This window comes from Aliiruegeria lutimaris, assembly GCF_900099935.1.
Taxonomy (GTDB): domain Bacteria; phylum Pseudomonadota; class Alphaproteobacteria; order Rhodobacterales; family Rhodobacteraceae; genus Tropicimonas; species Tropicimonas lutimaris.
In genome coordinates this window covers 1-14,386 of sequence record NZ_FNEK01000097.1, presented here as the reverse complement: position 1 = coordinate 14,386, position 14,386 = coordinate 1, and the positions used below count along the sequence as shown (strand labels likewise).

Below are 14,386 nucleotides of genomic sequence, written 5' to 3'. Positions count from 1 at the left end.
TCCAAGGTGAGTTGACCGATCTTCGCGTGTAGGGAGGTGATGTCGATTTCCGGTTCCTTGCTCTTCGGCTTGTCCTCGAACACATCAGACACGCCATCGAGCAACTGGTCTTTCCACTGCTTGATCTGGTTCGGATGCAGGTCGAACTGGGTGGCCAGTTCGCTCATCGTCTTGTCGCCCTTCAGCGCCGCCAATGCGACCTTCGCCTTGAACGCGGCACTGTGGTTTCTTCTCGGACGTCTTGCCATCTTTCGCTCCTTCTTCCCGGCATCGCTGCCGGATCGGGAGCAGAAAATCCACCTAACTCAACCGTTCAGATTTCCCGAGCCACCTCTCTTGCAGGTTTCTTGGCTCGGGGCTGGTTCTTGCTCCATATGGGGGCGACCGTAGCGCTTCATTGATTTCTTCAAGAATTTCAATGCCGCCTTCTTGTCCCGTGTCTTCGTCACGAAGCTCTCCAGGACCTCACCTTCGTGGTCGACGGCCCGCCACAGATAGTGCCGCTCGCCATTTATCTTCACGAACATCTCGTCAAGATGCCATTGCCACTGCGGCCCTGAACGCAGACGCTCGGCGCGTTTCTTGCGGATTTCGGAGGCGAACATCGGGCCGAAACGCTGCCACCAGAACCGGACGGATTCATGGCTGATGTCGATCCCGCGCTCGTGCAGCAGGTCTTCGACTTTCCGCAGCGACAAGGAGAAGCGTACGTAGAGCATCACCGCCAGGCGGATGATCTCGCGGCTCGTCTTGAAATATTTTGAACGGGTCAGGTTTCGACATCATGGGAGGCTAGTCGGCGCCCTGCCCCGCCGCAAGCCAGGTTCCTCTGACATGCCCGGCGAGCCTGTTGCCTTGCAGGTGGGTTCTAGTTTCGCCTACGGCTGTCCTTCGAGAGGTAGTGCCCATTGCGGCTCGCGCGCTTCTACACAACCAAGTTCGATCTCCGTGTCCGGATTCCGGACAAAGCCAGTGGCAATCCGCCCAACGCAACTCTCCGCGTGATTCCAAGTCCCATGTCCTTGCTGCGGAATGAGGACCAAGATGCTGCTTTCTAACTCGCGGTCTGCGCGTCTCCCCATGTAGACTGGTGTGGGGAAATCGTAAGCGCCCTGCAAGATTATCGTCGGAACACTGCTACTCACCGGATCTTTGACCTCAATGGGTGCAGCGGAAATTGGCCATTTCTCGCAGCGACTTGCCTGCGTCCGCGACATGTCCAGATCGGCGAGCTGCGGGAATTGCAGGTCGTTGTAGCTGTTCACCGCATCCTCGAAACGTTCATGCAGAATGTCGTCAGCGCAGTGAATCGAGCTGAACAGAAAATGCGGGAGTCCACCGGCAATGCTTAGACGCATATTGGCCATCTGCATTTCTGGGGTGCCTTCCGCAGAAGCCATGATTGCGATTTGTTGCGCGACATAGGGAGACGCGGCAATGTCCGGACGGGTCAGCTTTTGCAGCGTCTCCAACATCTGGTCGCCGGTTTCGCCGGGGAAGCCTTCCGCGATGATAGCCTGCAGCGTCAGGAGTGGCTCTTCCTGGACCAGTCCAATGTTCACGTAGACACGGAATTCTGCTGCCGCGTTATCATCAAGAAGGGCCGACGCATCGGCTATGAAAGCCTGCACCGGGTCACTTGAATCCAAAGCGGCCGCCGGTAGGGGTTCTGCCGGGTCGGTACCAATTTCTCCAGCGCGCAAGGCGAGATAGGTATCCAATTCACCTAGCTCCAATTCGGCGATCATTCTGGGTATGAACCCAGCCCGGGTATTCGTGACATCAGTGAGTTGATCTACGACATCATCAATCGTGACCGTCTCACCGTTCGCTCTGAGCGACGTTTTCTCGAGCCTGTTCAGCAACGCAGCGAGACGTGCCGCGAGATTGGGATAAGCTCCGTCACAGACCGCATCCGCTTGGCACTCATCCAACAATTGCAACATGAAGTCGTGGTCAGAACGCACGAGGCTTCTGATCAGATAGACAGAGGGCGGAAACGTTGAATCCAAAATAACCGATCGAAGTTCAGGTGCATTCTCGTATTCGGCCATGTTGTCCATAATCGTCATCGCAAGACGCGTGCCGTAGGATGCGCCTTCGATATTGAAAGCATCACGGCCCAACGCCTTGATCAGTTCGACCGTGTCACGAGCACTGGAAGCTGTTGTGAACTGGTTGGGGTCGATCCCCCTTGAGATAAATTGCTCCCAGCAAGTGGCGTTGAGAAGAGGCAGGTCCAGGTCAGAAAGGTCAGGAGTCGACGGAGCGGCCTCGCCATTTGCGATTGCCAAGAACCTGACTGCAGCTGCCTGCAAGGCATTAATCTGGTCGGCTGGGGCATTGTTCTCGAGGGCCAGCACGAGGCATTCTTCAAAGCCTAGACGCTGACTGACTCCGACACCGCGAATGTCGAAAAAGATGATGTCGCGCTCAGTCCGTACACGCTCATATTTATCGAAATTTCCTGCAAGGACACCAGATGCACCGGGACCACCCGCCAGAAAGATCAGAGGGTCTGGTTGCGGGGTCTCGCCAGTCGCCCTGGCCACCAGAAATCCTAGATCGAGGTTGCGACCGTCCGGGCTGCCCCAATTCTGCGGCACGGTAAGGACGCCGCAGGTATAGGTCGCACCCTCCACTTCGATCGGGTTTCGAACGGTTCCAGGCAAACAAGAGATTGTGTGCAGACCAGGCTCCCGATCGGAGAGCCGAGGTGGCGGTGCAAGAGCTGACAGCTGTTCGAGGGCCCCTTCCAGATCGTGACTATTTGTATTCACAGACTCCTTGTCCGTGACTTCGGCGCTTTCTTCAGGGGCATCTAGAGTTTCGGCTGCACCGAAATTCGGGCTGACAAGCGAGGCCACCAGTAGAATAGACGTCAGATATGCGCATTTTTTCATGGGATACCTCCTGAATTCGTAAGAACCGTGCCGGACTCGTCGGAGGCCGGGTTATTTGAACGACGCACAATGCCAGTCAACCAGATCTCCAACCCGGGTGAGGTATGACCCGCCACTTGTACCGGAACCACGAGCGAGGTGCTCTCGCAAAACTCAGCGGTAGGCCAAGCTGAAGAACGTGACGCTGTTCGTCTGGGTGACCATCTGTGCTCCCGTTTCCACCATCAGCGTCTCCATCGCCGAACTTCCCGTCGGGCAGGCTACAAGATCGGAGGCGTCATCCAGAAATTCGACAGTGAACGCGCTTTCACCAACAAGTTGGCATTCGTCGGACGGGTTCCGGTAGCCACGGACGAATACGAGATCGGGATCCGGCTCGCTGATCGCAACCTCAACCGGCGGCTCTGTACATCCTGCAACCAGGAGGCCCGAAGCCATGGTGCATCCGGCTGCGAACGATCGCACGCTACTCGATCCCGTGAATTTGTTTTTGGGTGTCGTGGCCGGGATCGGGTTCACCGCATTTCGAATTCTCATTTCCGCCTCCAGATCCGACTTAGCACCGCAACGCCGGCTGCAAACACCATCACGGCCCCGCCCGCGAGCACGAAAAACCACCCCAATGCCAGGAGATGAAATGGTTCGCGCAAGACACCGTCGGTATCGACATAAGATCCCTGAGAGGCGTATCCCGCCCAGAGTGCGGCCCCAATCCCCAACAGCACCAGCGAAATCAAAATCGACCTTCGCATGAGACTACCCCTGTCCTGTACCCGCCCGCCGTCCTGGGGCGCAGTGCGATCTGGGAATGTCCGTCCCGAGAGCTATTCCCACTCGGCTGTCGTGCTCCGCCATTGCGCCGTTTCCTTGTCCCACGTGCTTGCGGTGACGCATGGAGTTGGATTGATCCCGCCGCATTGCGACCCGTGAACATCTGTCAGTAGAACACGGTTGGGACCAAGATCCACGACATCCCAACCTCGATTGAGCAGAGAGGCAAACTCGTCCCCGACAAGGAAATGCGACATGCACCCGCCGGTTCCGCAATAAAGGGACACGGCGGACGAGCAGGTAAAGAACATCTCGTTCAGTACCCAGTCCGATCTCAGATCCCCGTCGAGATCTACGCGCGTGACTGCACCCCATTCCAGCGAGAACTGGCCGTCTTCGAAATCAGAGCAGGCCTGTTGGGCCTGGACGACCTTTTCCCGAAGCTTCTCCGGAAGCTCCGATATCTCGGACGCAAAGGCAGGCACCGGAAGGGCCGTTATTGTCGCAAGAAGCGCTGCGGCCAAGATCCTGCCAATCCCGAAGGAGACACATGACGCGGTATCTGGTCTCGGCATCAGTTGCATTGGTCGTACCGATAGTCGCCGAACTCCAGCCAGTTTTCCATCCGATTGCGGAAGATCAGAAACTCGGACCGGTCCTCTGCAAGCAAGGCAACCACGAAATCCTTGACCGGTTCGGAGTTGCCGAAATAGCTGTAGGCCGTCATCGCCCGCTGCGTTTCGCCGTTCACGGTGACGCGCGCGTCCCATTCATCGCTGGCATCATCGAGGATCTCAAACTCGATCTGCCGTTTGATCCCACCGCCGCCGCAATAGACCACACCTTCTGGTGCCTCCAAGGGCGCGGAGGTTTGGTCCAATGCACGACATTCGGCCCGGAGCGACTGGATGGCTGCACCCGATCCCTTGAGATCAAAAATGCCGTAACTGACGTCTTGATCGACCATCGACAGGTTCAGGGTGGCATTTGCGGCAATCTGGTCGAGGACGAACGCATAATCCGCCTCGTCGCTGAGCTGGATCTCGACAGGATAGTTGTCCACGATCTGGACGAACGAGTTTTCGCGTCCCATCTGGAAAGAAGCGACTTCCTGCGATCCGTTTACCAGAAAACGAAAGGAAAGGCCGTTCTTTCGCACGATATCCTGCGAATCCTCATACCCGGCCGGAGCAAACCTGATCCTGTCGCACTGCACCTCAAGGGACATGTCGTTTGTCTGGATCGTGGCATTGGGGTACGGAGGCCCGCTGTAGGTCCAGTCCGCCAATGCCGTGGTGGCAAGAAGGATGCCGCCAAATGAAGCCAGTATCGCTGCATTCAGTATGTTCCGCATCAGCGCGTCGTTCCCTCTGTATTCAATAGTTTTTTTGATGGCCGTGCAGTGTACCGGGCCGTCATGACACTCGACGCACTCGGACCGCACGGCCTATGTCTCGCTATCCTAGCAGATTATTTGCTTTCACGAAGGCTAGCCATGACCTCTTCGCACTGAGCGATGGAACCGACGATCATCTGGTCGTCTGTCAAACTGGCCTGTCCGGTCGCATCCAGCGCCGCCTTGGTCAGCACTTCGTCAACTTGTTCGGCGGTCATGATGCCAAGCTCTTCTGCTGCGGTTACCGTCGAGCAGATTCCGGCTGACAGGCCGGTGGCAATGCCCGCACCGGCGCCGACCCCCATCAAAGCGCCGCCGCCAAAGAAGAGTGCGCCCGCTCCGCCGACGACGATACCTACAAGCAGCGTGAGTATTGTTTTTCCCATTTCGCAGTTCCTTCTTGTTGAATTGTTTTGTGCAGGAGGCATTCAGCTTTCGAAAAATCGTCAAATGGCTACCAGAAGCACCATCGTCAGATTTGGGTGGAAACAGATACATGTGCACTTAGATGAAACACGAAGCGTTTCATGGCATCATATCCCCCAAGTGTTTCTGATGCCGATCAGAGGGCCGGCATCAGATTACGCGTTGCAACGCTCCAGAGCGCTATCTGTTGGCAGCCCAGCAAGCCTCATAACCCTGCCGGAAATAGGGTTCAAAGCGCGTGTCATACTGGTCTGAATACCGCTGATAGACGCTGCTCATGCTCGCTTTTCCATCCTGAGTACCTGCGACACAGCCATCGTCATAATATGCTTGCTCGTTGGAGCCAGGTGTCAGACCGCTGGAGGTAGTAGGGCTTGCGGATCCCGTGTCTTCTACACATCCGGCAAGTGATGCAGTTGCCAAGATTGCTGCAAGCAGCACAATCCGATTGTTCATTGGTTCTCTCCCTGGTCCAAGTTTGTCTGTAGAACTGCCTTGCCTTTGGCTGATTTCGATTTGACGCATTGAACGATGCGCCATGTGCGCCGCAACGACATTGACCCATGTCATTTACTTGTGCGGTCCGCCGGACCATTCGCCCGTGGAAAAGAGCATCCATGGAAATTGGACATGTGAGGCGGCAATCCAACTTTGGCGCAGACCTGTTCTTGGGGCAAGGCTTCAGAACCTGCAGTCGCGTTTGGGGCAACCGGTTGGCAATTTGTCTCGGCTGGGGCCTTCACTCTGGCGGAAACCGTCGGCATTGCTCTTTGGAACCGGCCTCGGTCGTCGAAGCGAGGTCGCGGAGAGGTCCGCCGCAATCAAGTTTACACACATGGTGCGGCAATTTCGGCTGTGGGCGAACGGCGGTGGGAAAGCCGTCCACGGATGCCACGGGTTGAACCGTTGCCGCCCCCGCAAACTCTACGGACTGCCTACTGCACCTTTGCCCCATCCAGCGCCATCGTTATCAGCGGCACCCCAAGAACGGCTGTACTGCTTGCAGAGTTTGTCCAGAAGACAATGGTCGTCCCACTTGTAGGCGAATGCGCTGTATCGCTTTCAAATCCCATGGTCTGGCCGCCATGCCCAAACATATCGCCTGGCTTGCCTATCAGGCCGATACCGTAGGACAGATTTGGATACGGCGCCGGTACGCCATCGGCCATGGCGTCGAGTGTACCGGCTTTAGCAAACAGCGACCCGGCCATCAGCCGTTCGATAAAGAGAGCCATGTCCGGCGCTGTCGAGATAATGCCGCCGGCCGCCCAGCCCTGGGATAGGTTCCAGCCGGTCGTCTCCAGGTCGAAAGGCGCCTTGTACCAGGCCCGCGACAGGCCGACCTCAGGAGACGGAACGTCATTCCACAGGAACGTGTTCGCCATTCCTGCAGGTTCAAACACGCGTCTCTTGAACACCTCCGCCAGCGGTGCCTGTTCCAACTTCTCGATGATCAATCCGAGCAGGATGTAGCCGGTGTTTGAATAGGACCAATGGTCATCGGCGCCTGCTTCAAAGCTCGGTTCGCCGTGGGCAATGGCGAATTCCACCAGTTCCGCAGGTGTTCGGCTCACGGCCAGCATGTCCGGGTTCTTCAGCGCGCCTTCCATTATCCCGGGCGTCCCGTCCGGAGCGTCGTCGGTGTAACTGAAGACACCGGAGGTGTGGGTCGCAAGGTGCCTGAGCGTGATACGGTCGCCGAATGGCAATCGGCCGGCGATCTCCGGCAGATGTGCCTGCAGCGGATCGGTTAGGTTAAGACGGCCTTCTTCCTGCAACTGCATCAGGACCGTTCCAGTCACCATCTTGGTGGCGCTGCCGATCTCGAATGGCATCTCGCACTCAAGCTGCGCGCTGTTGTCAAAGTCGGAAATACCCGCCGCCTTGAAATACGCCCAGTCGTTGGATCGGACGAGCAGGACGGCACCGGGCGCGTTCATTCCGTCTTTGGAATAGGTACCCACTGGATCCACCGTGTCTTTCAGCAACTTGTCCAGTGCCTCGACCAAGGCACCAGGTGGTTCAGGTGCATCGCCACAAGTTTTAAGGTCCACCCCGACGAATTCACAAAATGCTGCCGTCGCCAATAACCAAGAGAGGATACCACCCGTCAGCATCGAGGTTTCGACAGTTCTCATTGGCTTCCCCACGGATTTCCCAGGTTCTCCACGTGGCCCGATCACACGCGTCGTTCGACCGTATCACCGACGCCGTGCCGGTTCATAGACCCGTGGTCTGAACCATAGAGAATGCCCGCTCCCCGCCTTCTTGACGGTTGCTGAAAAGGCAAACCTTGAGAGTTCCGCTCGTGATGAAAGGCAGAGCGATCTGCGTTTGCAGCATTTTCTGCAGCTTCAGAGATTGTCCACGAATCAGGTCGGAGACTGCACTGGTAGAGGCCGGCGTTCGGCCGTAGCCCTAATCGTCCAAGGGTGACGCGCCCTCGTTAACCCTCCGCGACCCTGCCACCCCTAGGGTGTCGCGTCGATGGTGGCCGGTACAAGCCGGGAGGCCAGCACCCACGAGGATGCCGAGACCATCGCCGCGATCGTCGCGGGACTGCCCGTCTATGGGGTCTGTCTCTTTGCAGGCCTGCTCGTCTTCCTTGCCGCAAACGATTTTCCGCGTTTGACGTTGGTCGCTGGCGCTTTTGCCGCGGTCCTCGCCTTCGCGCTACGGCAGACGCTCACGGACGTTGTTTCAGGGGTCGCGCTTTCCATCGAGCGCCCCTTCCGACGCCGCGATTGGGTGGTACTGGAGGACGGTACCATCGCGGAGGTTATCGACATGGATTGGCGGGCGACGCATCTTCGGGGCTGGGATCGTGCGATCTTCGTCGTTCCGAATGCGCAGCTGGCACGTCAAGCCCTGCGGATTCTGCCAAAGTCTGGCCAACTCTACGCGGACACATTTACAATCCTTGTGTCGGGGCCCGAGGACCCGGAGCGCGTGAAGTCTCTCCTCCGGGAAGCGGCCCAGCAATGTCAGGCGCTCCTGCCGCGTCCGGCTCCCGTGATCCGGCTGGCCGACGCGTCGTCACTTCCCTACCGCTACTCGCTTTGGGTGCACTTTGACGGCTACATGTCGAGCTTTGCCGGGCGCGCAGAGCTTTTCTCCAACATCCACAAGACGTTCACTGAGGCGGGTATAGAGGTGACGACCGAGGTGCAGGATGTCAGGTTCGAGCGCAAGCGCCCTGCCAGTCGGCTGTAACGCGGCGACGCTTCTCGCAGCGAATTTCTGACAACGCCCAGCCCAGAGGCGGTGCTCAGATACGTACACAAAATGCAGTGAGGTCAAGCCTTAGCGATGGCCAGCTCCGGGCATCCTGCGAGTTCATCGCTTGTTTAGAGTCTCTGACGGGAGTTCCCCGAAAAGTTTGTGATATCGTTTCGCAAAGCGACCGCTGTGAGTGAACCCAAGCGACAGGGCAACATCTTTCACGGAACGTGGGGCCCTTTCCGCATCCAGGATCGCACAGCGGGCTTGTGTAATCCTTTTCGCTTGCAAGTAAGCAATTGGTGACACACCGTATACTTCATTGAAACACAAGTGCAATGTAGTTGCGCCAACGTTGGCCACCTTGCAAAGGTCAGCTATGCTTGGTGGGTTCGCCCCGCGGTCTTCGAACAGGCTCTCGGCGATCCCCTCACGGCGGCAAAGCGCGGCGATACTTTCCTCGCCACGAAGACCAGCCAGCACGATGCGGATCTTCTCTTCCGATGAGTAATGCTTGCGAGTCTTCCGCTTGATCCCCCTGACCAGCCTGTCAGCGGAATCCTTCGATGTTCCGGGTTTCTTGTTCATCTTCGCTCCTTATCAGCTTCGATGAACCAGAACCCTCCGTTGCTCAAACCCCTAAATCTCTCCGTCGGGTGCTGACGTCAGACACAAGGAAGCGGTGATCACCGATCACAAACCCGCGCGAGCGCACTTCCGTCACGAGTTCCATTTCTTCCCGATGCGCGTCGAACTCGGCTTCAGAAATACCAGTGCGCGCGGACGGGTCTGCCGCAAGCCGTTTGTAGAGAGCGGACTCGCGGCTGACCTCAAAAGATGAAACCGTTTCCGCAAGACTAGCGACGCCACGGTTTTCCTCGAAGGTGATCGTCCATGCAGTACGGATCACCCTATCGGCGGCGAGCGTTATTTGCGCAAAGCTGCGCGAGAGCGATTTGTAAAAGTCATGGACGGTTTTCCGTGATCGGACCTTAAAAAATTCACCGAGCGCAAGGGCGGCGCGGAGGTGATCGCTCCCGGTGTACAACTCCAAATCTTTCGGCTGGAGCCAATCTTTGGCGATCAGATAACGGGCAATCGCCTTGATCGTTCCCGCACGCGTCTTTTGCGGCTCGTTCTTCAAGAAGCGGCGGAGCGTCTCTGTGCCAAACTCTACTGTGCCGTCGGCAGCCTCGATCTCTCCGGCGAGCTGCGTAACCGAAGGGGCCTCCCCATCATCGGCCGAGCGGAAGGCACGGTAGCGCCCGAGCTCCTGCCGGATGAAGGCTTTGAGCTCGTCTGTGACCGCAAGGCCATCAAGAGCGGGTATTACAGCTTTCGTATCCATGGTCGCAGCGGAACAGAATTTCTCTTTCCCAATGTGACGGCTGGGGCTGCCCCGCTCAACCCTGCAAAACGAGCAAGCCGCGAGCAAAGCCTGCCTCGAACCGCCCCATCTCTCCTGCACAAGGAGGGACAAGTCATGAACGAGCCCGTGCGCATTTCTGAAACCGGACACGTCACCGTCTACGTCGAGCGCGACGATAAGGACCTGCCGGTCTTCACATTGGAAGCCCGCGCGCTCACCCCGCTGCGCCACAAATTCGCGGGCGCGCTTGCGGCTTGCAGCGCCCTGGGCGGCATCGGGGTCAGCCTCGCCGCTGCGGGAGCCGCAGGCGAGAGTGCGGCGGCACTCGCCATCGGCGGGTGCCTGGGATCGCTGATCACCGCGCCGATCCAACGCTGGGGCTGGGCGCGCCTTATCCGCAAGCGGCATCTGATCGTGATCAGCGCAGAGAGTTTCGGGTTCCGCTCGCGTCGCGGCTGGCGCGAGATTCCTCGCAACGAGATGGGAAGCTTCTCCATGCCGCAGCACAGCAAGGCCAAGAAGGAAGCCCGGCAGATCGAGCACCGGCTGCGCGAGGCATCAAAGAAAGGAGAGAGCTACGAGCCGGGCTTTGTCTACGCCGACAGCCATCATCTGATGTTCGATCACATCAAGACCCAGGTGAGCTTCATGGATGTGTACGGCACCGAGGCCGCTGTCGAGATATTCGGCGAAATCGAAAGCCACATCGCGATCATTGAAGGTGAACGCGGATACGGGCGCGGCACGGCGCTAAGCCCTGAGCAAGATCACGCGCAGCGCAGCGGCAAGCTCCCGCAGCGCGACGCGAGAGAGACGCCTCTCGGCCTACCTGGACCCGGCGTCTTGCCGGTTCGGCTCGAAGACAACCGCACCGCGATCCTGAACGAGACAGGTGAGTGGGGCTTCATCGAAGCGAAAGGAGAAGACGATGAATGAAAGAGAATACCGCGATATCATGGCGAGCCTTACGAACCCCTTCCACAATCCCACAACGCTTAGTGGGATCGCGATGAAGCCGCGGGAGTTCAAGCTTGAGACGACCAAGGCGAAATCGACAACCGATAACGGTCTGAATTTCGCGAGCTTGAAGACGATCTCTCTCGTGGAAACGGCACCGATCAAAAAGCAGGAACTGACGCGCGCGCGCCCGGCGACGCCTGCGCAGCCGACAAAAAAGCAAAGAGGGCTTACCGAACTGGCCATCAAGGCGATCGATCTAGCAGCTATGGTGCTGCTCACCTTGATAGTCGGGACCGGCCTCCTGTTCTGGGCCACGGTGTTTCATATGGCGTTTCATTGAGCGTACCGAGAGCCAGCGCGGATTGCCGCGCTGGCTGATGTCCGCCGTCTGGAAAACCGGCCAGAATACCGGCCAGAAAACCGGCCAAGAAAGCGGCCAAAATGACAGCTTTCAGAAAGCTTCCAAGCGGGATATAACTATGATATCATTACTATAAGTAACCTTAACTATCCGGCCCATAAACCGGCCAGAATGCAGGACAACCATGGCACACGACGACGGCGAAAGTATAGGTCTCTTTGAACCCCTCATGGTCAGTGAGGGCTCGGCGCACCGTGCTGCGCTCGGTGATCTTGCGTTGGAACTGGCCGAGAAATCCGCCGCCTTTCGCAGCAGTTTACCGGAGTCCATCGCGACGGCGCTGGCCGATCTGGTGCGCTCGATGAACTGCTACTATTCGAACCTGATCGAGGGGCACAACACCCACCCTATTGATATTGAACGGGCTCTTGCGGGTGACTATAGCGCCGACCCCAAAAAGCGCGACCTTCAGCTCGAAGCCAAGGCGCATATCACCGTCCAGAAATGGATCGATGACGGCGGGCTCCAGAACGCGCCGACCGCTCCGGCGTCCATCATCGAAATTCATCGCCGGTTTTGTGAGCTGCTCCCTGAAGACCTGCTCTTCGTTGAGGACCCCGAAACGAAGGAAAAGCTTCCTGTCGTCCCTGGCGAGCTCCGCGAACGCTATGTGCAGGTTGGGCGCCATATCCCGCCAAGCCCCGGCGCTGTCCCGCGCTTTCTTGAGCGTCTGCATAAGGCCTATAGCGGCGCGGGCCGGATCGAGTCGATCCTGGCGGCGGCCTGCGCGCATCACCGCTTGCTCTGGGTACACCCTTTCATGGACGGCAACGGGCGCGTGGCGCGGCTTATGTCCTATGCCATGTTGCGCAGCTCTCTCGATACACGGGGACTCTGGTCCGTTGCCCGCGGTCTTGCCCGGCAAGAGGCGGAGTATAAAGCCCATTTGCAGGCCTGCGATGGGGACCGGCGCGGCGATCGAGATGGGCGCGGCACACTCAGCGAAGCGGCCTTGGCATCCTTCACAGATTTTTTTCTGCGGGTGAGCATCGATCAGGTCGCATTCATGAGCACGCTAATGCAGGCGGACCGGCTACGCGACCGGATCATGATCTGGGCAGAGGAAGAAATGCGGTCAGGTCACCTGCCCCCGAAATCCGACATGGTTTTAAAGGCCGTTCTTTATCAGGGCGTATTGGAGCGCGGCGAGGTCGATAGCATGCTTGGCATGAGCGAGCGCGCCGCGCGCCGGATCACCTCCGCCCTGCTTAAGGCCGGAGCTCTTCGCTCAGAAAGCACGCGCGCGCCGCTGCACCTGGCCTTCCCCGCCAAATACGCCGAGCGGTGGATGCCGGGGCTCTTCCCCGAGGGCTAAGACCCGAAGACTAAGACCCGAGAAACAAGGCGCAAAGGTTGGCGCCCGCCGGAAGGCGGGCGCGGAATTTTTCCGGGGCGAAAGAAGCCGCCTTAGGCGGCGACTCCTTCCTTCGCGGTTTCCTCGATCACAGGCTGCAGCGAATGCATAAAATCCGCGGCCCTCTGGGCGTGGGCGGCGGCGGTGAAGATCGCCCGCTTGTCGGACTTCATCGCGCGCAGCCAGCCGTCGATATAAGGGGCGTGGTCGTCCCTAATTTGCGGGGTCAGTTCCAGATCCGCACAGAGAAAGGCCGCACCAAGCTCGGCGACAAGCTCTTCCATGGCGTAAGCTTCATCGCCCCATTTTTTCCCGCCAAAATCGCGGGCAAGGCGGCGGTCGTGCTTCGTCCAGTGGGTCAGCTCATGCGCCAGTGTCGCGTAATACGATCCCGCATTCTTGAAGCTTTCAAAATCCGGCATCTGCACGAAATCAGGCTGCGGGGCATAGAATGCGCGGTCTCCGCCGCTGCGGATGTCTGCCCCCGTGCTCCCGAAAAACTCTTCGGCATGGGCAATCCGCTCATCGGGATTGAGCCGCGGTGACTTTTTCGCAGTGTAGTGCTCTGGAAGCCCTTCGATCTGCTCGACATTGAAAACCGTGTATCCCTTCATGAACGGGATTGCGCGTTCTTCTTCTTCGCCGGTCTGGGCGTTTTCCTCGGTGCGGGTGATGGTGTTCGCATAGACGACAAGCGCGCCCTTCTCGCCCTTGCGGACGTTCGCCCCAGCTCTTTGGCTTGCCGAAAGGTCATCCAGATCGGGGCGCTGTATCCCTTTTCCATGCAGGCCGCCCACAGCATCAAGATATTGATCCCGTTGTAAGGCTGGCCGTTATGGCGTAGCGGTTTGCTCACGGGTCCCGCCGCATGCGCGGCATCCCATGGCTTCATCCAAGGCCGCACGCCCTTTTCCAGCTCGGCCACAATGGCATTGGTAACTTTCTCATAAACATCACATTTCATTGGTCTTTCTCCTCATTCGCGTTTGCGCGCAGCGCCGGTCGCTGCTGCAAACGGACTAGGCCCGCGCCAATGAGCGGGGGTGGCACCGTCAAGACCGCGGCGGGGATGAGGGGGATCACCCGTCTTGCAGGGAGCATCGCGACCGAAAGACGGGGAAACGCCCCGCCGTGCTCGGACTCGTCTTGACGGTCCCGGGGTCGCAGACCCCTACTTGGAGGCTGCAAGCCGCCAAAAAGAAGAAACCAACGTCAGCCGCAGGCTGCCCTATAGGTAGATGCGCGAGGGATTGATGCCGGACGGCCAAGAGACGCAGGGGCTTGGTTCACGAAAGCCCGGCCCCCGCACCACCGGAACGGGGGACGCGCCCGGAAGAAAACTGGAGTGCCCCCAATGAAGTGGTCCACCAACTGGGATAGCTTTATCCCGTTTTCAGGAGGACCAAACGATGGCTGGAAAGCGAGACAAACCCGAGGAGATCGTGCTGAAGCTGCGGCAGGTTGAAGTGCTGCAAGGTCAGGGCAGCTCGGTTGCCGATGCCGTTCGCCAGATTGGCGTGACGCAGCAGACCTACTACCGATGGCGCAAGGAGTATGGCGGCATGAG

General features: G+C 58.5%; 17 protein-coding genes and 3 pseudogenes. 5 read left to right on the top strand and 15 right to left on the bottom strand.

Annotation, left to right across the window (positions count from 1 at the left end; translation table 11 throughout):
- From BLR85_RS25390 to BLR85_RS25350, 10 genes and pseudogenes are all read right to left on the bottom strand, one after another.
- Positions 1–248 (bottom strand): transposase (locus BLR85_RS25390; RefSeq protein WP_139188551.1); only part of this gene is annotated, 248 nt, incomplete at its 3' end.
- Between the two features lie 132 nt (positions 249–380).
- Positions 381–783 (bottom strand): annotated as a pseudogene (locus BLR85_RS25385) (IS6 family transposase); the annotation flags it as partial.
- 95 nt (positions 784–878) lie between these two features.
- Complete coding sequence (locus BLR85_RS25380) at positions 879–2,903, bottom strand: alpha/beta hydrolase (protein ID WP_093164058.1); 2,025 nt, start codon at positions 2,901–2,903, stop codon at positions 879–881.
- A 153-nt stretch (positions 2,904–3,056) separates the two neighbouring features.
- Complete coding sequence (locus BLR85_RS25375) at positions 3,057–3,440, bottom strand: hypothetical protein (protein WP_093164055.1); 384 nt, start codon at positions 3,438–3,440, stop codon at positions 3,057–3,059.
- Complete coding sequence (locus tag BLR85_RS30635; protein ID WP_093164052.1) at positions 3,437–3,655, bottom strand: DUF3955 domain-containing protein; 219 nt, start codon at positions 3,653–3,655, stop codon at positions 3,437–3,439. Before BLR85_RS30635 ends, BLR85_RS25375 begins: the two co-directional genes overlap by 4 nt.
- 72 nt (positions 3,656–3,727) lie before the next feature.
- Positions 3,728–4,198, bottom strand: coding sequence for a hypothetical protein (locus tag BLR85_RS25365; protein ID WP_244520875.1), 471 nt, complete (start codon positions 4,196–4,198; stop codon positions 3,728–3,730).
- 50 nt (positions 4,199–4,248) lie between these two features.
- Positions 4,249–5,118: a hypothetical protein gene (locus BLR85_RS25360; protein WP_244520874.1), complete on the bottom strand. Its 870-nt coding sequence runs from the start codon at positions 5,116–5,118 to the stop codon at positions 4,249–4,251.
- A gap of 26 nt (positions 5,119–5,144) precedes the next feature.
- On the bottom strand, positions 5,145–5,456 hold the full coding sequence (locus BLR85_RS25355; protein WP_093164042.1) for a hypothetical protein: 312 nt from the start codon (positions 5,454–5,456) through the stop codon (positions 5,145–5,147).
- A gap of 220 nt (positions 5,457–5,676) precedes the next feature.
- Positions 5,677–5,952: a hypothetical protein gene (locus BLR85_RS28750; RefSeq protein ID WP_139188550.1), complete on the bottom strand. Its 276-nt coding sequence runs from the start codon at positions 5,950–5,952 to the stop codon at positions 5,677–5,679.
- A gap of 479 nt (positions 5,953–6,431) precedes the next feature.
- On the bottom strand, positions 6,432–7,634 hold the full coding sequence (locus BLR85_RS25350; RefSeq protein ID WP_093164038.1) for a serine hydrolase domain-containing protein: 1,203 nt from the start codon (positions 7,632–7,634) through the stop codon (positions 6,432–6,434).
- 349 nt (positions 7,635–7,983) lie between these two features.
- On the opposite strand from BLR85_RS25350, the gene BLR85_RS25345 reads away from it, so the two are divergent.
- Entirely contained in the window at positions 7,984–8,709 is a 726-nt protein-coding gene (locus BLR85_RS25345; protein ID WP_093164035.1) for a mechanosensitive ion channel domain-containing protein, read from the top strand.
- A gap of 123 nt (positions 8,710–8,832) precedes the next feature.
- Here BLR85_RS25345 and BLR85_RS30065 read toward each other — a convergent pair whose 3' ends face one another.
- The 3 genes and pseudogenes from BLR85_RS30065 to BLR85_RS25335 all read right to left on the bottom strand — a co-directional run bounded on the left by BLR85_RS30065 (position 8,833) and on the right by BLR85_RS25335 (position 10,063).
- On the bottom strand, positions 8,833–9,078 hold the full coding sequence (locus tag BLR85_RS30065; protein WP_244520876.1) for a helix-turn-helix domain-containing protein: 246 nt from the start codon (positions 9,076–9,078) through the stop codon (positions 8,833–8,835).
- Positions 9,079–9,123: 45 nt separating this feature from the next.
- A pseudogene (locus tag BLR85_RS30060) lies at positions 9,124–9,303 on the bottom strand (transposase); the annotation flags it as partial.
- A 43-nt stretch (positions 9,304–9,346) separates the two neighbouring features.
- A complete protein-coding gene (locus BLR85_RS25335) occupies positions 9,347–10,063 on the bottom strand; it encodes a hypothetical protein (RefSeq protein ID WP_093164028.1) in 717 nt (238 codons plus the stop codon).
- 135 nt (positions 10,064–10,198) lie between these two features.
- Here BLR85_RS25335 and BLR85_RS25330 point away from each other — a divergent pair, with 135 nt between their 5' ends.
- From BLR85_RS25330 to BLR85_RS25320, 3 genes are all read left to right on the top strand, one after another.
- Positions 10,199–11,020: a hypothetical protein gene (locus BLR85_RS25330; protein ID WP_093164025.1), complete on the top strand. Its 822-nt coding sequence runs from the start codon at positions 10,199–10,201 to the stop codon at positions 11,018–11,020.
- Positions 11,013–11,384 (top strand): hypothetical protein, encoded by a 372-nt coding sequence (locus BLR85_RS25325; RefSeq protein ID WP_093164021.1) that lies wholly within the window; start codon positions 11,013–11,015, stop codon positions 11,382–11,384. The genes BLR85_RS25330 and BLR85_RS25325 overlap by 8 nt, the downstream gene beginning before the upstream one ends.
- A gap of 298 nt (positions 11,385–11,682) precedes the next feature.
- On the top strand, positions 11,683–12,780 hold the full coding sequence (locus tag BLR85_RS25320; protein WP_244520873.1) for a Fic family protein: 1,098 nt from the start codon (positions 11,683–11,685) through the stop codon (positions 12,778–12,780).
- Positions 12,781–12,872: 92 nt separating this feature from the next.
- Here the strand turns inward: BLR85_RS25320 and BLR85_RS30400 are convergent, their stop codons facing one another.
- Both BLR85_RS30400 and BLR85_RS30395 read right to left on the bottom strand, forming a co-directional pair.
- Positions 12,873–13,433: an ArdC family protein gene (locus BLR85_RS30400; RefSeq protein ID WP_342028817.1), complete on the bottom strand. Its 561-nt coding sequence runs from the start codon at positions 13,431–13,433 to the stop codon at positions 12,873–12,875.
- A gap of 39 nt (positions 13,434–13,472) precedes the next feature.
- Positions 13,473–13,783: pseudogene (locus BLR85_RS30395) on the bottom strand (ArdC-like ssDNA-binding domain-containing protein); the annotation flags it as partial.
- 445 nt (positions 13,784–14,228) lie between these two features.
- Here BLR85_RS30395 and BLR85_RS28745 point away from each other — a divergent pair.
- Positions 14,229–14,386: transposase (locus BLR85_RS28745; RefSeq protein WP_139188291.1), on the top strand; the 158-nt coding region annotated here is incomplete at its 3' end.